Source organism: Acidocella sp. MX-AZ02, from assembly GCF_000306035.1.
Lineage (GTDB): Bacteria > Pseudomonadota > Alphaproteobacteria > Acetobacterales > Acetobacteraceae > Acidocella > Acidocella facilis.
In genome coordinates this window covers 812,987-831,830 of sequence record NZ_JH976208.1, presented here as the reverse complement: position 1 = coordinate 831,830, position 18,844 = coordinate 812,987, and the positions used below count along the sequence as shown (strand labels likewise).

The window sequence follows — 18,844 nt, the reverse complement described above, 5'->3', positions numbered from 1 at the left end:
AGCGCCCCGCCGCCCCCTTGCCCGTGCCACCGCCGCTGAGCCGCACAAACAAAGACCGCCCCGGCGTGTTATGAACATCCCCCACCAGCCAATAACGCCCCTCACGCCGCCCGGCGGGCAGATAATGCCGGCACACCGCCTCGGCCTGCCGCGCCAGCATCTGCGCCAGCTCGGCCGCCGGCATGGAAAAATCAGGCTTGGGCATGATTGCCCCTCCATCGCTACAGATTGCTACCAATCCGGCCCACCCTCGGCGTTAGGCCGAACAGCACAGCCTATCGCTCGGCCCGGCCCACGCGCTATCTTCCGAATCGCAAATGCACCCACGCCGTCTCACCGGCACGGGCGACAAGTGGCCGGTGGCCTCGGTTCCCCGCGAGACTGCGGAAATTTCTTCTATTCGGCGTCCGCAGAACACCGCCCCACGCAAAATGGGCCGTCCCGCTTCCGGGTCCGGCCCATCCGCATTGGTCGTGGTTCTCAACTTTTCGTGGATCGTCCCGAGCATAGGGCTACCCGTCCTCCTGCCCGGCGATGTCGGCACGACAATCCGAGAGAAACTCCGTGGTCGAGCAGGCTTTGATGGCATCGGCGGTGATGAACAGCGCCATGCCGCCAAACCCGTCGGCGCGCATTTTTGAACAGGTGAACGCCGTCGTCACGGTGATATAGCGCAGCTTGACGGAACGCCGCACGATATCTTGGAGAATCACCTCCCAGGACATGCCGCTCATATCCAGTGCAATGGTGTCATCATCCGATGTGGCGGATTTGAGTTTCTCCTCCACATAGAAATGCACTTGGCTGTTGCTGTCGCGGGCCGCATCCAGCGCCATTGTGAGCTCAGCGCGATTGATCCAGATCAGATCCGATGGCCCTTGCCAGGAATGGAAATAGGTTCCATCGCCGTCCGAGTCCGCATCGAACATATGCGAGAGCAACAACAGCTCCAGCTTCGTCATGACCGCGTTCGGGATGATCTCCGGGATCACTGTCGGTGAATAATAATTCGCCATATTGGCCTCCAAAAATGCAAAACCCGGCACGGGGCCGGGTTCTGGGTTGAAAGAGATGGATGGTGAAAGCCGGTGCTCAGGCGGCATCGGCTTCAAAAGGATCGAGCAGTCTATGCAGCGCCATGGCCCGGCCCATCCAGGGTTCGGGCCGGATGGCTTGGATCCAATCTGCGAAGCCCGGTATGAAGCCGAGATCCTCACGAACATGCTGCTCGCCGATCAGACGCACAGGTACGACGCGCCCCGTCGAGATCGTCAATATATGGCCGAAAAATCTCTCCGCCATAAAAATACCCTCAGCGTGATGGCGAAGTGCCCGATGCCGAAAATCCGATGAGATCATCTTGCTCTCATCAAACCAAGAATGCAGGCTCAAAAAATCTTCCGGCGTTCCGCCCCATTTTTTCGCGGAGGACAAAGCGTGATGATAGGGATGCGCCATATTCGCCTCCTCAAAATTCATGGGAATAATTTTCGGAGGCGGTATAACGCTCATTATAATCGAGCGTGATGCTGCCCGCCGTTACGTCGAAGGTAAAATCGCCATAGGCACCATCATTGTTCTCCCAGTCGCAATGCGTCTGTGCCAGAAAATCATAGGACAGCGCCTCGATGGCTTCGCGCACCGTATGGGTCTGGCGTTCGATGTCCGGGCTATCCCAGGCTGCACAGAAAATCTCGATCCGCTCATCGGGCAAGTCAACGATACCATCGTCGTTCTGGGCCGTGATGTCCTCGATCTGGCCGCTATCGCCATAGCCGTCGAAATTCACGATCACGGCGGTGATGCCATGCTCCACCAGAATGGCGAACAGCACCTTCTTGTTGCCCTCGAGTAGGGCACTCGCACGCGCGCGATACGCGCGTTCTTTTTGTTCCCACGAGGCTAAAAACGCATCGGGACTGGCAAGCGGTTGCTGACCAGGTGCTGAGTTGTGATTGTCTGACATGATCTGTCTCCAGAAATGCAAAACCCGGCACAGGGCCGGGTTGGAATTGAGGTTGGATGAGGGAGTAGACTCGAGGTGGCTTTTTGGCCGCCTCGGGGTTCTGGGATTACTCCGCCGCGATCTCATGCGGCTCGAGCTGTTCATGGTCTTCGGTGGATGGACTATCGGCTACCTCAACCTCCTCGCCGGCCACATCCGCGCTGGCGTCGACGGCGGCACTATGCGTGACCTCTGCTGCGGAATCGGCCGGCATCGTCATGGTCTCCACGCCCTTCGTCCGCAGCACCTCGGGCAGCCAGCCGGAACCCGCCAGCATTTGCGCGGCGGCCTCGGCCATGTCGCCTTTCTTCAACCCCTCCAGACGTTGCGCCGCCTGCTCGCCCTTGGCCTCGCACACGGATTGAAGAATGCGCGCCTTCGTCACCCGGCCGAGGTAATTGTCCACATTCGGCGACCAACCCGCAGCGGTCAGATCAAGTGCCAGAATTTCCGCCAGCCGCCCTGCATGCGCCAGCGACCGGGGCCGCCGGTTATAGGCGTCATGTGTGGCGTTCAGCGTCAGCGCCACGCAATGCGCAAACAAGGCCTCGCGGCTGTCGCTGTCGAAGCCGGACAACGCATCCCATAGCTCGGCACTATCTTCCGGCAATTGCGCTGCCCAGCCCTCGTGCCGCGCATCAACCCGTGCCGCCAAGGGCGTGTCAGCCAGGCCCGGCGCCTGCGCGCCGAACATCACGCTCTTCGCCTCGATCTCCAGACAGGATTCGGCACCGTAGCGATAGAACAGCCGCAGGCACAGCTCGTGCAGCAAAACGAGGTAGGCAATGCCGGGCTCGTTGCCTAACACCTCGCGCAGCGCCAGCGTGCGATAGGCGCTCAGCTCGGTCAGCAGCCGGTCAGGCAGCGGCTTCAGCCCGTCTTCCTCCTCGGACTCGGCCTCATGTTCCGCTCCGCCACCAATATGGGCGGTGATGATTCTGGAATCCGCGCGGCCGGGATCGGTGCCATCGGCGGCATTGTGCCCGTCCTGCCCCTGCGCATCGCCCTCACCCGCCAACGCGGCCTCATCGACGTCCTCGACCACCGGCGGCTCATCCTCGGGCCGAACATAGCCGCGTTCCACCCGCAGCGTGCCATTGCCGTCGATGCTGACAAACACCCCCGCCATGGCGATTTCGGCAGGGTCGTACACCGGCGGGCGCTGGGTCAGCGCATCGATCTCCACCTCAATCTCACCCAAGCGCGCATCGGCATCATCCGAGACTTCATCCGCCGCGGCAGCTTCCTCCTCGAGTAGCTCCGCCTCGGCCCGCAGCGCCTCAACCTGGGCGATGTCTTCATCGGTGAGCGGGCGGCGCGTGCCCGGAATGCGCCGCAAACCATAGCTATGGCCGTACGGAAACTCAGGGGCCATTTCGACCCATTTCCAGCCCTCGGCGCGGATCGCATCGGCATCGCGCTCCAGCCTTTCCGCCACCACCCGCGCCAGCAGCCCAGCATCCTGCAGCCAGCCGCCATCATCCTGCTGGAACAGATCGCGCATCACCGCCCCACCGGCCGCGATATAATCCTCACCGGCATATTGCGCCCGCTTGTCACTTGCCCGCACCGCCCCTTCTGTCAGCATCCGGCGGATCTGGTGTGGCTCTTTGTTGTAGGAGCGCTGCATCGCCTCCCATACCTGCTCCTGGCGCTCATGGTCGGGACTGACCGAGAACGCCATCAGCTGGTCGAGGTTCATCTCATCCTCGGCATAGACCTCCAGCAGCCGGGGCGAAACGGCGGCCAGGCGCAGCCGCTGCTTCACCACCGAGACCGCGACAAAAAACACCGCCGCAATCTCCTCCTCGCTCTGCCCCTTCTCGCGCAGTGCCTGAAACGCCCGAAACTGATCCAGCGGATGCAAAGGTGCGCGCTGCACATTCTCCGCCAGACTGTCTTCCTCGGCGATGCCTTCGGTGCGCACCACGCACGGGATAAGCACATTCTTGGCGAGGCGCTTTTGCCGCACCAGCAATTCCAGCGCCCGGTAGCGCCGCCCACCAGCGGGGATTTCGAACATGCCGGTCTCCGCCCCCGCCTCATCTAGCACCGGCCGCACCGTGATGCTCTGCAACAGCGTGCGCCGTGCAATATCCGCCGCCAGTTCCTCAATCGAGACGCCCGCCTTCACCCGCCGTACATTCGATTGTGACAGCACCAGCCGGTCAAACGGGATATCGCGCGAGGCACTCAGCGTGATTTTCTGAACAGTTTTATTGGTTGTTTTACCCATGAGACAAACTCCATGACGGGCGGCCCGGAGCCACTCTCCTGACCTGCAAACCCATCACAGATTTTTCCGCCGCCCTCTCACTCTGACCGCGACATACCCCAGGCCACGCCCGCATAAAAAATGCCGTGGACCGATAACGGCCCACGGCAGAACGAACATCACAGTAAAGCAGCTATCGCGTGATTAAACGATCAATCGACCAGACGATCAGCTCACCCGTTCAAGCAGCAGCTTGGCCTTGCCCTCAAGCTCCAGCCGGGAATCCTGGTGCGGGCGCGAGCGCGCCAGTGCGGTGATGCCCTGCACGAAATCAAACACGCTCTCTGGCGGGTGGCCTTCCTCCTCCAGCACGGAGGAAATAATCTTCGCCGTCTCGCCTTTGCTGAAACCGCGCTTGCGCAGAAAACCCTCGCGCTCATCATCCTGGCGTGCCACGATCTGCTCCCGCGCCGCCTTGATGCCAGCGACGAATGGCGCCGGCGATGAGTTGGCAAACCGCCGCAGTGCCGGTGCCGCCTCATGCGCAAAGCGCTGGGTGGCGAATTTACTATGCCGGATGCTGATCTCCTGGAAATCCTCAGCGCCCCAGATATTCCTGTTGGCGCATACCGCCCGCAAATAAAACGAGGCGATGCCCAACGTCTTCGAGCCCACTTCGGAATTCCAGCAATAAAAGCCGCGGAAGAACAAATCCGGCTCGCCGTTCGGCAACCGCCCCGCCTCAATCGGGTGCGTGTCATCGACCAGGAACAAAAACACGTCCCTGTCACTGGCATAGAGTGTGGTCGTCTCCTTCGTCGCATCCACATACGGGTTGTGCGTCATACTCGCCCAATCCAGCACGCCGGGCACCTTCCAATTGGTATCCCCCGTGCCGTTACCCGCAATGCGCATCACCGCCGAAACCAGCTCATGGTCCCAGATGCGCCCGTAATCCGGCCCGGTGACGGCGCGCAGCTCTACCCGCCCATCTTCGGTCTCCAGGGTTTTGACCAGCTCAGCGCGGTGGTTGAGCAGCCCGTGTTGCAGATTGATCCCGGCCAGCGGCGCTGGCAGATCCCGCAAATACCCCGCCGGCGCGCCCACCAGCCCGCAGAGCTGGCCAAAACTCCAATGCGTCGGCGCCACCGGCCGTTCCTGCCCTGGCACAATCAACGCCAGGGCCTCACCATCATCGCGCCGGGCCTCTACGCGGATCGCCCGGCTCTCCACAGTTCGCGCCTCTGCCCGGTCGGCCCGCGCGCGCACCGCGCCATACAATTCTGGCAGAGACAAAAACCGCTCGTCATCAGGCCGCGAAAACCATTCCGACGACACCCGCCCCAGCCGCTCCCCCCGGCTGACATCCACCTTAAAACCCCCCTTCCCAGCCTGACCAGCATTGGACCCAACAACCGCAACCGCGGCAGACGCATTGATGCTCATAACAAATCTCCACGACGGGCACCGGAAGACACTCTCCCGAACCAAAACCCATCATGAAAATCACAGCCAAGCTCTGACTCTCAAGCCTGCATCGGCGCCGTGGCTGTCTGCTTGCCCCTTCCAGACGATCAAAATTGTTTTAAGACGTTCTGTTTTCGGCAAGTTTGGGCCGGGAGCAGCTGGTCCGCTATGGATTTCAAAATGCAGATAGCGGACATTTGGCTTAGGAACCGCCCGCGCAGCAAAAGCCATTAAAATGATGAGATGAAGTCGGTCTAGGTGATTGTTTTCACCGTTTCGGTCATATCTTTCGTAAGCCGCAACATATTGAAATTATTGATTCGAATTCAACTTGCAGAAGTCTTGAGTTTCGCAATGCCAATAAAAAAACTTGACCATGCGAAGCTTGTTAGATACCAGAGATCGCATGATTTCGAATAGCGCACGACTTCGATTTATCTGATCGGCCTTCTGCGGAAGATCGGGTTTAGTCCTTGTTTTGTTTCGCCATTCGGACCTCTAAAAAATGAATAATCCTGATAATACCGCACATGAACGTGCGGTCATCGACCAGTTTACACGCCAAGCCCAAGGTTTTGCCGGCAGCGCAGAATTACATGTGCATGAAGTCTTACAACTGATAATCGATGCTGCCACCCTAAGTCCCAATCATCGCGTAATCGACCTCGCCTGTGGTCCCGGTTCCGTTGCCTGTGCAGTCGCCAAGCACGCAGCGCACGTCATTGGTCTGGATGCAACCCCCGCAATGCTGGACCAAGCGTCTGAACTAGCCAGAGGAATGAAACTCGCAAATGTTGAATGGAAGGAGGGCAGCATTTATGCAGCGCCCTATGCGGACGGTTCGTTCGATGCTGTCACCTGCCGCTTTGCCTTTCACCATCTTAAAGATCCACCAAGAGCTTTTGCGGAGATGGTACGTTTGACGGCAACCGGCGGTCGCGTTGTGCTATGCGATGGCATTGCTTCGGACGAACCAGAAAAAGCCCGGGCGTTTAACCAGATGGAGCGGTGGCGCGATCCGTCAACGGTCGAGTTCAGGACTTTCGGTTATCTGCACAAACTATTCGTCGAGATGGGATTAGGCGAACCTTACGCCCGAAGTTTTCACGTCCCTTATTTGGCTACCGACCTCGTCAAAGCATCCTTCCCGGCAGGCGATGACCGCTCCGGACTGCTTGCCCTAATTGAGAATAGCATTGAAGACGACACACTCGGAATGGGAGCCCGCATGTCTGCCGAAGGCGTGCGGATTGCATTCCGCTCGGTGGTGCTAAGCGCGGTCAAACTCGGTTAGCACCCTTTTCTACGCTGTCCCTGTCGTTGCGAAATCCTTGCAGTCCGTGTGAAAACTCGGCCACGGAGAGTCGGAACGCAATGTGTCGTCTATACTGCGGACTTTTACGCAATAGAATGCAGCTGCCTTGATTTACGATATCATAAGATTGCGCGCTGCTATAGCGTCCAAGAGTTTTCACACGGTCTGCTTGAGTTTTGCAATGTTTGCCGCTTGTGGGTGCGGTATGAATTGCTGCTGACGGTGCACGTTCCGGCAGATCGCGATCACTGATTCCGTTTGATCGCGACGGGCAAGCGATGATATACTATTGGATATGCTTTGGAGGGCCGCAAATGCCGTTTCCGCCGAACGTGCATCCAATTCGCGTCGTGTCGCCCAAGGCTAGATTGAAATATCCACACGCGATCTATGCGGGAAGCGCATGGTCCCTGGCTGTCGGCTTATGGGACGGTGACCGGGCGTTGCTTATCCGCTGGAATGACGATCCCGATAAGCCGCTTGGGAACCCTGTCTCACACAGTCAGCCAACATGGTTCGTCTTGCCTAAAACCTTGCACGCCACGGCATTAAATGAGGCCGCAAACGCAGACCTTAAAAGAGCGGAGAAAGCGCGCGAGTGGCTGGAAGGCCATGGGCCGGATGAGTGGCCCTATGATCCTGACGAGTTCCCAGAGGCTCAGTCGCATCAAAATCCTTGAATTCTGAAAACCGCTCCTGTTGGAACGAAAGCCATGGGCATTAAAATGGGCGAACCCTGGTACCTCGCCCAGCGACGCCCCGAGTGCAAGGCAGTGGAATGGCGTTCCAGCAATTACGCGCTTTATGGCGATATGAGCCGGCGCATGTACGAGGTTCTGGCCGCTCGCGTGTCACCGGCGGGATGAAACTGACCCGGCCGGCGGCTTGAATCTGACCCACCTGCATCGGCATCGGCCCCACCAAGACCATCGCCAAGCTCGCCAACCGCATCGCCAAGGACAATGCTTTGTTAGACGGCGTATGTGATTTGCGCGACGAGGCGCGCCGCGCCAGTTACTACGCCAACCAAACCGTCAGCATGGTCTGGGGCATCGGCGGCAAAACCGTTGAGAGACTGAACCGGCTGGGTGTTGTCAGCATCGCTGATTTCATGAGGATGACGCATGAAAAAGTGCGCGAGCTTCTCACCGTTACAGGTGCCCGCGTGCAGGCCGAACTGCACGGCCAAAGCTGCCTGCCCCTCAACCTTATGCCCCCGCCGCGCCAGGGTATCGCGGTTGCCCGCACATTCGGGCAAATGGCGAGCACTTGGACGGCATTGCGCGAAGCGGTCGCCGCCTTCGCCACCCGGGCGGCTGAGAAGCTGCGCGCCGAGGGCCTGGAAGCCGGCCACAGTTATTTCAAGGCCGGTGTGATGCTGGCCAACCTCACTCCGGCCCGCCAGCAGGGGCAAATGTTCACCGCGCGAGACACGGTCAAATCCGCCCGCGCCATGGCAGCGATTGATGCGGTCAATGCCCGCTTCGGCCGTGGCATGTTACGTCCGGCCGCAACCGGCACAACGATGACTTGGGCCAGCCGCCAGGCCCGCCACTCCCCGCGCTACACGACCCGCGCCGAGGAGATGCTGGTGGCGAAGGCGTTTTGAGAATGCTGATGAGCAGCTGACGATATTTTAGCGGGGCCAAGCCCCAGATTGCGCACCCGCAAGGGGTGCGCTTTTGGGCGATCCGCCAAGCGGATCGCTTTTCAGCCAAGCCTGCGCCCGGCTTTCAAAAAGCGGAGTCATATGCAGCATTTTTTGCGACGGTTCGACCGCCTCTAATCGGCATCCTCACCGAGCACCTCGGCTCTACCCATACCGCTATCACGCGTACTCTTTCCGACAGTGGCTTTCGGCCTTCCCTTCGCGGTCTTCTTGCGCACGACGTTGATGGCGGCGGCATCGAGCGTGTTCTTCAGGTGGATGGCATAATGCTTCTCGATCATCTCGACGCTGGTGCGGCAATTTTTCGCCACCTGATAAATGTCGGCACCCTCCATCAGCCGCATGCAGATATGGGTATGGCGCAAACTGTAAGCCGTGCGAGCCTTACCATCGCGGTCGATTTTCAGCCCGGCGCGCTCCAGAAGATTATTGAACAGCTTGATGTGATTACCGGGGAACACGAGATCCGTCGGCTTTGGATATTCAGGCTCCAACACCACAGGTACCGCACCGCCGGCTTTGCGCCGTAACTGCCGTTCGCGGCGTGACTCACTATGCACGGGCTTGGCCCGCGCCAACAACCGCTCATACACTCGCACGGCGCCCGGCATGCTTTTGCAATGCCCCACACCACGCTTACCGCGCACCTCAATTTCCAGAATATCCGTCTTACCCGCTTCATCATTCGCAATCGTCACATCCCGGTGCTGCAGATTAAACGCTTCATCCGGCCGCAGCCCGGTATTGGCCATGAACAGCACAAAATCGTAGACCTGTTCGGCATTCCACCGGTAATGCGCCCGCTCTGGCGCTTTCGCATTGGCCCGCGCCGCTTCGTACAGCTGCTTGTATTCCTCAGGGCTGAACCAGGGCCGATGCGTGATTTTACCCTGCGTGCGATAGGGCGGGGTTAGGTCCGGTAAATGCTCCAGCCAGCCATGGCGGATGGCAGTTTTCAGGACCATGCGCAGGGTTACCACCTCATCATGGAGGGTGCTGCGCGCCGGCGGCTTGGCCTTCGGCCTGTGCTGGCTCTTCGATTGCGGGTTCGGTGCGGCATAGGTCGTCATCCGGTGCACCCGGTATTCCTGAACCTTGCCGGGCGAGACCTTGTCGAGCGGCAAGGCACCAAAGAACGGCACCAGATGCACCCGCAACCGAATGCCGTGGCTCTCGGTCCATTTCTGGGACCGCTCACCCTCGGTGATTATCCCGTATTCCTTGAGGAATTGATCCGCCGCCTTCTTGAAGGTCGGGCGGTCATTCAGCACACCGGCCTGGCTCTGGCCGTGCAGCTTGAAGTACCAGCTCTCGGCGGCTTTGGCCGCCAGATCCTGGACTTCCTGTTTGGTGGAGAACTGGCGCTGCTTACCACCCACCGAGGCTCTGGCCTGCCAGAACCGGCTATTGCCGCGCTGATAAATCTGGACCTTTCCGCCCAGCAGATCGACCGTCGACATGACGCCCCCTTTGCGCGGATTGCGCTTTGGTTGAGGATCAATGGCTCGATATCGACCATAGGCTATCAGGTTCAGGATTTCGAGTTAAATTACCCTAACACTGCCCTAGGGCGCCACAACACATTAAAGCCGCCTTTCGGCGGCTTTAATGTGTTGATTTAGTTTAAAATTCTGGTTGCGGGACCTGGATTTGAACCAGGGACCTTCAGGTTATGAGCCTGACGAGCTAATTAGTAAACTATTGTTCTATATATACTATAGCAAGATATTTTGGTTTATGTGATAAATAACGCGCTAAAATCGGCGAAATCGTTACGGTAAATTCTGAAAAATGTGCTAGCCGGCGCGCTGCTCGTCTATACCAGCCAGTCTTCAGACCTTACCCCCAAAACACGCTGGAACTCCCCCAGATTACCTGTGACGATAATCAAGCCTTTGCTGCGTGCATGACCGGCGATCATCAGATCGTAGGGGCCGATGACATTGCCTCGCCGTTTAAGATCGCCGCATATCTCAGCTGTATGGGCCGCCGCCTCACTGTCGAAAGGCAGCACTGTCAGGCGCCCCGCAAAATGCTCGACCTCGCGACGGATGCGTGGTGGATCGTTCGAACGCTCAGCGCCATAAAGCAATTCATAGAGAACCACATCCGAAAGGCATAAGGCTTCGGCATTAGCATTGAAGCGTGCCCTCACCCCCTGCGGACGATCCCTGAGCACACGGATGCAGAGGTTGGTATCGAGCATGTAACGCAACATCAGAAATGCTCACGCTCCTGCGCCATTGGCTGGACACGCTCGCCAAGATCAATCCCCGGCGCGTCAAAGAAATCATCCCAAGCCGCTTCGGCGGGCGCGATGATCCGGCGCGGGCCGTCGGGAACGATGACCACCTCGCGCACCCCCTCGGAAAATGCCACCGCCTTGGGCAACCGCACAGCCTGCGAGCGGTTGGAGAGAAAGAGTGATGTTCGCGCGAGCATGAGAACCTCATATATATCCAAGACGGATATACAACATCAGCTCACCTCATTTCAATCGTTTTTGAAAGCTCACTGCCCCTCAGTCCACCAGGCTCCAGAACGAGCTCTTGCGGCCATGCTCGCGACGCAGTCGCGTCACGTAAGCATCGTGCGGTTCCAGGCGCCCAAACGTCTTGATCCCGGCGGACAGGCTGGCGCAGCTCAGCAAATGCCGGGCGGCGTGCTTATAGCGGCTGGACCGGTTCTGGATGAGCGCGAAGTCGATCATCGCCCGCAGCACCAGCACGGCCGCCAGATCATGTTTACCCGCCAGCGCCTCGGCGGCGGGGGTGAGAACTTCATAATAATCGCCATCAAGCTCTCTGGCGCGGTCCAGCACCATCGCCGCCGCGCGGTTCAGGTCCGGCCATGAGATCAGGAAGCCAAGCGCCCGCGGAAAATGATCGTGTTTCTTGACCAGATCGAGTGCCTTCTGCTCCGCCTCGACATCGTCGAAATCAGCCAGACGCTTCAGATAGTCCCGCAAATGCGAGGGCGATAGTGCGCGCTCAAAGCAGCGCCAGCGTGCGTCCTGGGCCTCGATGGCGCGGCCCATCGCCTCCAGAACCGCGATGCGGGCATCCTCCCACTCGACCTCCAGCCGATCCTCCCGTGCGTGCGGGCGGGGTACGGCTGCCTCGATGGCGCTCCAGGCCTCCTCCAACCGCCCTGCCGCCAGCAGGCGCTGGGCGATCTTGGCGGCGATGACCGGCACCTTGCGGGTTTTAACATCGTACTGCGTGATGAAAGCGTCAACGTCTCCTTGGGCGTCGGCAATTTCCTGGAGGGCCAGCTTTACCGTGCTGACGCGGGAGCTTTCTTCCATCTCATCCTGATAAATTGGCCCGGAGGCGCCGTAGCCGATCCTGATCCGGTCTTTCGCCGCTGGTGTCTCCACCGGGCGGTTCGACAGATCAGTCATGAGCTGTTTCAGATGATCCAGCCCCGCCTGTCCCAGCGCCTGGGCCAGAGCCGCGATAAGCCCATCATACTGGCCATGATTATTGGCCAGAAGCGCCGTGAAGCTCTGCTCCGCCAGCGCCTGGGGCGAAGGCTTGGCCAGCACGGCGATGGAGCCGAGATCCTCACAGGCCTGGTGAAAAATCGGGCTGATATGACCATTGCTGTCATCGCAACGCGAAAAGACCGGATTCGCCAGCTCCATGAAGCGCCAGAGCAGGTCGAGCGCTTCCGCCGGGTCACGCTGGGCGATAGCGCCGGCAATGGCAGCGCGCTGGGCTTCGAGATCAGCCGCCAGGGGCTTGATGGCGTGCCAATCGACGAAACTCCGCGCCCGGCCTATGGCGGCAAGGCGCTTGCGGACCTCCTTGCCCAGTTCGGCCGGGCTTTGCGCCCCCGCCAGCTCCATCCGCAACCTGCGTTTCGCAACGGCATCGCCAGCGCTGATCTCAATCAGCAGCGCGGCGAGACGTTCGGCCCCGAGCGCTTCCAGGTTTTTGGCGTTCAGCGTTGTCGTCTTGGCCATGCGGTGTCCATCCAATGTCATAAGCAACATTACTTTGAACCGAATCGCAAGATACGATTCAGATTCATCGACCTTCCAATTTCAAAAGCCTCGCGACCTCAGCCAGCTCCCATTGCAGACGGGCCTCGTCAGGTGCTTCGAACATGATATGGCCATAGACATGGTGGAACAAGCGCTCGAGATCCTGCGGCGCTACCCGCCGGGCGCTCGTGATGGCCAGAGCCTCTGGGTCAGACCAGCCGGGGGCCCGATCCGGAAAGGTAAGCGCCGCGGCCTGTCGAAGCTGCCTTCGGATTGGCGGGGGCAAATGCTATTCAGATCCGGCCTGCCGCTGGACATGAAGGTGCCGCTGATGATCGCCGCGATCACCGGCCTGCGTCCGTCAGAACTGGCCAGAAGCGTCCTTGTCGACGCCGGACCGGACCAGATTCGCATATCCATCCAGGGCGCCAAGGTCACCGAGACCTCCGGCCAACCGCTACGCCGGCTGAGTTTCGACGCCGGCACCAGGATCGCCAAGGTGCTGCATATACTGGCGAGCAACCGAGGCGGACAATTCCAGGTGGCCATTCCTGATCCCCGCGCCTTCTCCGACACGGTCAGGCGGCTTTCCCGCCGGCTATTTCCCGCGGCCGGCTATGTCGCCAGCCCCTACAGCTTCCGGCACGCCTTCGCCGCAGATCGTAAGGCGGAAGGGACGAGCCGAGACGAGCTTGCGCAGATGCTCGGCCACGTCTCAGAGCGCTCCCAGCAGGCATATGGAGTGGCTAGGCAGGGGCGTATGCCGTTGGCGCCGGTTCAGGCTGTAGCGGCCAGCCGGGCAGTTGTTCAGCGGGTAGAGCTGAAGCGCTGGGCCGCCGCTAAACAGCTGGATCAGCCGGCGCCGCCTCCTGGGCCAACAAGTGACGGTTTCTGTCCGCCTCCAAATGCGCCGTGATCGCATCATGCAGTTTCTGCGTCGCAGCCTGCTTATCCACCCACCAGTCGGTGGACCAAACCCGTAGCAGCGTCCAGCCCAGCCCTTCCAGAATGGCCTGGCGAACCTTGTCGCGGTCACGCGCTGTGGCTGCGCTATGATAGGCTGCGCCATCGCACTCCACGCCCACCAGATAATCACCCGGCCGATCAGGATGCACCACCGCCAGATCGATCCGGAAGCGCGAAACGCCAATCTGCGTCACGATCTCCCAGCCTTTGCGGGTTAAGGCCTCCGCCACCGCCGCCTCGAAGGGCGAGTCAAAGCCGCCCAGCGAGCCCTGCACCGCCTCCACCAGCGCCACCGGCCCGCGCTCGGCAAACTCGATGAAATGTTTCAAATCGCGCACCGCCCTGGCACTGGTCCGGTTAAGATCAACCATCGAGGCATCGAAGGAGGTGAAAAGCACCATCTCGCCCCGGGCGCGGGTCAGCGCCACATTCAGCCGGCGCCAACCGCCCTCGCGGTTCAGCGGCCCGAAATTCATTGACATGGTCGGTGCCCCCGCTTCGGTCGGGCCATAGCCGACACCAAGCAGGATCACGTCTCGCTCATCACCTTGCACGGTTTCCAGATTTTTCACGAACACCGGCTCCAGTACGCCATCGCCGAAAAACGCTTCCAGCTCCGGGTTTGCCTGGCGGGCTTTGTCCAGCAAGTCCTCAACCAGCCGCTGCTGCTCGGCATTCAGCACGATGATCCCCAGCGTCTTGTCGCTGCGCGCAGGATCGCTGAGACGCGCCACTGTCTCCGCCACCAGCGCCTCGCCCTCCGCCTGGTTTGTCCGGCCGTTTCCCTTGGCATAAACACCCGCCACCCGCCGCCAGGACACCGCACTGGCCCGCGTCACTGCAGCCGGGAAGGTGATGAGGCGGTTATCGTAATATCGGCTGTTCGAGAACGCGATCAGGCTTTCATGGCGGCTGCGATAATGCCATTCCAACGTATGCTGCGGGAGGCCGGCGGCCAGGCATTCCTCCAAAATGCTCTCGGCATCACGCTCATCGTCGCTGACCTCGTCATCATCCTGGCTGCGGCCGAAGAAGTTTGTCGGCGGCATCTGCCGTGGATCCCCGGCCACCACTACCTGCCGCCCTCTGGCCATCGCGCCGATCGCATCCCAAGGCGCGATCTGGGATGCCTCGTCGAAAATCACCAAATCGAACAGCGGCTGCTCCGGCGGCAGATATTGCGCGATGGAAAGCGGGCTCATCAGCATGCACGGGGCGAGCCTGGTGAACGCCTCGCCCATCTCGGAGGTCAGCTGGCGGATAGGCTTATGCCGCTTCTGCAACTGTAGCTGATGCTTCAGAATACCATAGCCGTCCTTCTTGCCGACATCGTTCTTGTCCGGAATCTGGCCGCATATGCGCGCCCGTGTGTAGCGCACAGCCAGCGACGCCAGCCTGTCCTCCAGCGCGCGGAAGCGGCCAATATCACTACCATGCACATCCGGCACGAATTCCCGCAGCCGCGGCTGCGCATCGATCAGCCTTGCCGCAAACCAACGCGCATACGCCGTCTCGAACAATTCCGACAAATCAGCAGCATGATGCTCCCTGCTCACCGAGACCAACGCCGCGAGCCCGGCCTGCCGTGCCTCTGCCTCTACCCGCAGCCAATTGCACCACGGGTTCAGACGGGTGGGATGCGCCAGCAACGCCGCCGCCATCAACCCAAGCTCGTTCAGCCCAGCCCCAGCCTCCATATCCGCCAGCATGGAGAGCTTCGTCACCAGCGCCTGCATCCGGCCTAAGGCGGCGACACAGACGCCAAGCGCACGGGCAATCCGACCTTCGGGAGCCAGCAGCTCATTGGCTTCGACCACCAGCATGCGAATTTTCTGCCGGCGCTCCGCCAGCGCGTCCGGGTCCAGCGCGCCGACGGCTATCGCACCGCGCAGCCTGTCAGCCAGTGTCAAAGATGCTTCAATCTTGCCGATATCGCTACGCAGCCCTGCCCAGCCGGGCACGGCATGCAGGCCGTGCGGCAAAGCAGCGAGGTCGGCTGCGAGCGCCTGCAGGCGCCGTAGCTTGGGCAAGTCGTCCGCCGGCGCCGGCGTTCCTGCTGCTTCTCCAAAGGCCGCAAGCTTTGCCGCAACCTGTTTCTTCGCACCGCCTGCGAACAAGAAGAATTTCTTCATGGCCGCTTGCCATTCCAGTTCCAGCACCGCCACGGGCACAGCCGCCACGTTGGCGAACGGTGTCGAGAGCTGAGCTTCCGCCGTCTGATATGCGCCAAGCAACCGCCCCAACTCTGCCGCCGCCGGCGCCAGCGCGGCATAGTCCGACGCGAAGGCAAAGCCGAGCTCATGGCCGTGCGCCTGCAGCAACCTCTCAACCAGCTCGCATAGGGCGGCAATGCCCGGCAGATCATGCGCCGGCCCAAGCTTCACCGCCTCCTGTAGCCCATCGCGCGCCGCCAGCAGCTCAGCCAGGCAAGTCGGGAAAGCCTGCGCCGCCTCCAGCATCTCTGCCTGCCAGCTGTTTGACCACTCCATCCGTCGCACGGCGGAAAACGCCGCGGGCAGACCAGCCACCTGCGCCGCACCGATTTGCAGGCGCCTGACGATATCTCGCAGCCGCGCCAGATCCGCCTCGTCATGCACCACGCTCTCCGGCCAGGAAAGACGCGGCGCCGCTACCCCCTCATTTTTTACCGCCAGACCGATCGCCCGGTGCAGCGTCATGCCGTTCTCCTGAACGCGATGCAGCAGCCCCACGAACTCGTTCAGCCTGTCGCGCATCACCCGCAACTGCCCGGCCTCGCGCGCCCACATCTCAGGAGAAAACCCGTCACGCTCATCCCAGGCGCGTTCGAGCTGTTTCAGCACCTCCAGCTTGTTCGCCTTGTTGGAATGCAGCTGCAGACAAAATACCCCCAGCCCTTTCTCCTCCAGCCGGCGATGCACCACGTTCAACGCCGCAATCTTCTCCGCCACAAACAGCACCCGCCGGCCCAAGGCGAGATTATGCGCGATCATGTTGGCGATGGTCTGGGACTTGCCGGTGCCTGGCGGCCCGTCCAGCACGAAATCGCAGCCATTCGCGGAGGCCACGGTCGCGGAAATCTGCGAAGAATCCGCCGGCAACGGTAGGAAAAGCTGGGCCGGGTCGAGCTTGCGGTCCAGCTCCTCGGGCTGCGGATAACTGCCGCGCGACTGATAACGTTCCTGCCCGCGCTCGATCAGATGCTTCACCACCGGACTTTCGCTCAGCATCGCGGCGCGGTCAGCCATGTCCTTCCACATCAGATATTTGGCAAAGGAAAAGCTGCCGAGCATCACCTGTTCGGTGACCTCAAACCCGGCCATGTCACGCACGGACCGGCGCACCAGGTTGAAAACCGCCCTTACATCCACGCCCTGCCCCGTCGCCGGCACCGGCAACGCGCCAGAGAGCCCAGGAATCTCAAGATTGAAGTCATGCCGCAGCAATTCGAGCAGTGTGAGGTTGAAGCGCGGCTCATCCTCATGCGCCGTCATCACCACGCCGGAGAGCGCGTTTTTGCGCTCCAGCCGAACCGGCAGCAGCAGCAGCGGCGCCCGGTAAGCACGCGCATCACCCGCAACCTTGCGCCATTTCAGGAAGCCAAGCGCCAGGAACAAGGTATTGGCGCCGCCCTCTTGCAGATCACTGCGCGCGCCGCGGTAGAGGTCCACCAGCTGCGCCTCCAATTTCGCCTTGTCGAGCTCGCAGAGGAGCGTGTTCTTCTCCTCCAGCGCCATCTCGGCCATCTGCTCTTTCAAATTTTCCTGGTTCTGCGCCACGAACAACGCCTCATCCCGGCCGGCGACGGTCACCAACGGCATCGCCGCGAAATGGATCTTCTCGCCGGCGGCGAGCTTCTCCTCCAGTCGAAAGGGATGCTGGCAAAGCGGCCGCACGGCCTTGGCCGTGTCTGAAACATGCAGCAACCGGTTGCGCGTCGTCAGGTCGAGCAGCTTGCGCTGCCAGTGCGCCAGCCGCCCCTCCGGCGTATTCGGGACAAACCGCTCCTCATCCATCGCCGAGGACACAAAATCCGGCGGCGGCAGATCCAGCCCGATCGAGACTGTCTTCACTTCGGGCACAGCCCGCGCAATAACCTCGTCCCCGCTCAGAGGACGGATGCGCATCATCCGCGTCCGCCTGATATCCAAGGCGGCCTCAAATTTTCTATCCTGAGCCTCCTCGATCTGCTGGTTTCCCCGGGCGATCGCGGCCCGAAAACTTGCCGGCGGCTGGTGCGTGATCATCGTGGTTTCGAAGACGACCAGATCCCCCAGGGCGACATGCTTACGAAGCCGCTCGGCGTCGTCCGCGGACATGTCCGGCAAAGTCATTCGCCGCAGCCAGACACCACAAAAAGCATGGCCCTGGGTTAAAATGATCAGCGGGTGGAGATTGGCCTGTTCCAGACAGGCCGCGAACAGCATCGAGGTATCAAGGCATGTCCCGATGCGCCCATCGACCAGGCTGCTCGGCGAGCGGATCTTCTGACCCGCCGCCTCGAAACCGGCCGGCGGCAAGGCATAGCTCAGGGCAAGCCGTGCAATCGCCGTCCAGATGGCCGAGGCGAGGAGCCAAACCTCCTCTGGGGTGCGGTCATAGCCATTGATCGCATCGGGCTTGCCATCTGTCCGCAGGATCTCGGATGCCGCGCTCAAAATCCGGTCGACCGCCGGGTCATTCGGCATGCAATAGGCCGCCAGCAGCCCCAGCGCCCCCATGCCGCCCCAATGCATCCGCGGCAGACACTCCACCTCATACCGCGCCGTGGCGATTTCGTTGTCTCCGGCGGTGAGCGAAAACCGCAGATCGCCGCGCACACCTTCATTGAGCCCCGCGAGCATGCCCCCGTCCAGCTCGACCTGCCGATCGGCAACATGTATCAGCGCGCCAGGCACCAGCCTCTCAAACCGCCAGCTACGCGAAGAAATAAAACCGGGGCTGGCCGTGAGCGTCAGAACTACTCCTTCGATGGCCGCCTCGCCTGAATTTTCAATTTGCAAGTCGAGAATCAGGGGAACAGCATTCTGATGCGATGCAAAGCCGATTTTCGGCTGCACCACGGCCTTGATTACGCTCATATATCCCTCGCCCTGCATCAAGAGCGTTGAGCGTAACAAACCCTGTCCTTTTTACGCAACCCTGGATGACCTTGCCTATGGTTCTACCAGTCGTGATGGGCGTCTTCGTCCCGTTTCGGCTGCCACCGTCCCGTTCTGCATAGTGAGTAAATTGTGAGG

The 18,844-nt window shown here is 60.7% G+C and carries 14 protein-coding genes and 1 pseudogene; 4 read left to right on the top strand and 11 right to left on the bottom strand.

The genetic code is table 11. From position 1 onward, the window contains the following. The 6 genes and pseudogenes from MXAZACID_RS12205 to MXAZACID_RS12180 all read right to left on the bottom strand — a co-directional run. Window positions 1-205 (bottom strand): annotated as a pseudogene (locus tag MXAZACID_RS12205) (DNA primase); the annotation flags it as partial. A 307-nt stretch (window positions 206-512) separates the two neighbouring features. Then, window positions 513-1,016 (bottom strand): hypothetical protein, encoded by a 504-nt coding sequence (locus MXAZACID_RS12200; protein WP_008494685.1) that lies wholly within the window; start codon window positions 1,014-1,016, stop codon window positions 513-515. Window positions 1,017-1,092: 76 nt separating this feature from the next. Beyond that, window positions 1,093-1,458 carry a hypothetical protein gene (locus MXAZACID_RS12195; RefSeq protein ID WP_039885347.1) on the bottom strand — a complete coding sequence of 122 codons (366 nt, stop codon included), beginning with the start codon at window positions 1,456-1,458 and terminating at the stop codon, window positions 1,093-1,095. Window positions 1,459-1,468: 10 nt separating this feature from the next. Then, the gene (locus MXAZACID_RS12190) at window positions 1,469-1,966 is read right to left on the bottom strand and encodes a DUF6878 family protein (protein WP_039885223.1); all 498 of its coding nucleotides are present in this window, start codon (window positions 1,964-1,966) and stop codon (window positions 1,469-1,471) included. Between the two features lie 106 nt (window positions 1,967-2,072). Then, on the bottom strand, window positions 2,073-4,241 hold the full coding sequence (locus MXAZACID_RS12185) for a ParB/RepB/Spo0J family partition protein (protein WP_008494681.1): 2,169 nt from the start codon (window positions 4,239-4,241) through the stop codon (window positions 2,073-2,075). Window positions 4,242-4,448: 207 nt separating this feature from the next. After that, complete coding sequence (locus MXAZACID_RS12180; RefSeq protein WP_039885222.1) at window positions 4,449-5,666, bottom strand: hypothetical protein; 1,218 nt, start codon at window positions 5,664-5,666, stop codon at window positions 4,449-4,451. A gap of 526 nt (window positions 5,667-6,192) precedes the next feature. On the opposite strand from MXAZACID_RS12180, the gene MXAZACID_RS18340 reads away from it, so the two are divergent. From MXAZACID_RS18340 to MXAZACID_RS12170, 3 genes are all read left to right on the top strand, one after another. Then, window positions 6,193-6,981 carry a class I SAM-dependent methyltransferase gene (locus MXAZACID_RS18340; RefSeq protein ID WP_083878705.1) on the top strand — a complete coding sequence of 263 codons (789 nt, stop codon included), beginning with the start codon at window positions 6,193-6,195 and terminating at the stop codon, window positions 6,979-6,981. 335 nt (window positions 6,982-7,316) lie between these two features. Next, window positions 7,317-7,682, top strand: coding sequence for a hypothetical protein (locus tag MXAZACID_RS18795; protein ID WP_144052762.1), 366 nt, complete (start codon window positions 7,317-7,319; stop codon window positions 7,680-7,682). 308 nt (window positions 7,683-7,990) lie between these two features. Continuing rightward, window positions 7,991-8,611, top strand: a complete 621-nt coding sequence (locus tag MXAZACID_RS12170; protein WP_008494678.1) for a DUF4113 domain-containing protein — start codon at window positions 7,991-7,993, stop codon at window positions 8,609-8,611. Window positions 8,612-8,784: 173 nt separating this feature from the next. Here the strand turns inward: MXAZACID_RS12170 and MXAZACID_RS12165 are convergent, their stop codons facing one another. From MXAZACID_RS12165 to MXAZACID_RS12145, 4 genes are all read right to left on the bottom strand, one after another. Next, the gene (locus MXAZACID_RS12165; protein WP_008494677.1) at window positions 8,785-10,131 is read right to left on the bottom strand and encodes a site-specific integrase; all 1,347 of its coding nucleotides are present in this window, start codon (window positions 10,129-10,131) and stop codon (window positions 8,785-8,787) included. A 356-nt stretch (window positions 10,132-10,487) separates the two neighbouring features. Continuing rightward, window positions 10,488-10,889, bottom strand: a complete 402-nt coding sequence (vapC, locus tag MXAZACID_RS18335; protein ID WP_008494675.1) for a tRNA(fMet)-specific endonuclease VapC — start codon at window positions 10,887-10,889, stop codon at window positions 10,488-10,490. Further along, complete coding sequence (gene vapB / locus MXAZACID_RS12150; RefSeq protein ID WP_039885345.1) at window positions 10,889-11,113, bottom strand: type II toxin-antitoxin system VapB family antitoxin; 225 nt, start codon at window positions 11,111-11,113, stop codon at window positions 10,889-10,891. The genes vapC and vapB overlap by 1 nt, the downstream gene beginning before the upstream one ends. Window positions 11,114-11,192: 79 nt before the next feature. Beyond that, entirely contained in the window at window positions 11,193-12,638 is a 1,446-nt protein-coding gene (locus tag MXAZACID_RS12145) for a DUF6880 family protein (RefSeq protein WP_008494673.1), read from the bottom strand. Window positions 12,639-12,786: 148 nt separating this feature from the next. Between MXAZACID_RS12145 and MXAZACID_RS12140 the strand changes: the two genes are divergently transcribed. After that, window positions 12,787-13,575 (top strand): site-specific integrase, encoded by a 789-nt coding sequence (locus MXAZACID_RS12140; protein WP_168118429.1) that lies wholly within the window; start codon window positions 12,787-12,789, stop codon window positions 13,573-13,575. On the opposite strand, the gene MXAZACID_RS12135 is transcribed toward MXAZACID_RS12140, so the two are convergent. Further along, window positions 13,499-18,448 carry a DUF4011 domain-containing protein gene (locus tag MXAZACID_RS12135; protein ID WP_205619797.1) on the bottom strand — a complete coding sequence of 1,650 codons (4,950 nt, stop codon included), beginning with the start codon at window positions 18,446-18,448 and terminating at the stop codon, window positions 13,499-13,501. The two genes, MXAZACID_RS12140 and MXAZACID_RS12135, sit on opposite strands and share 77 nt — an antisense overlap. Between the last annotated feature and the right edge of the window lie 396 nt (window positions 18,449-18,844).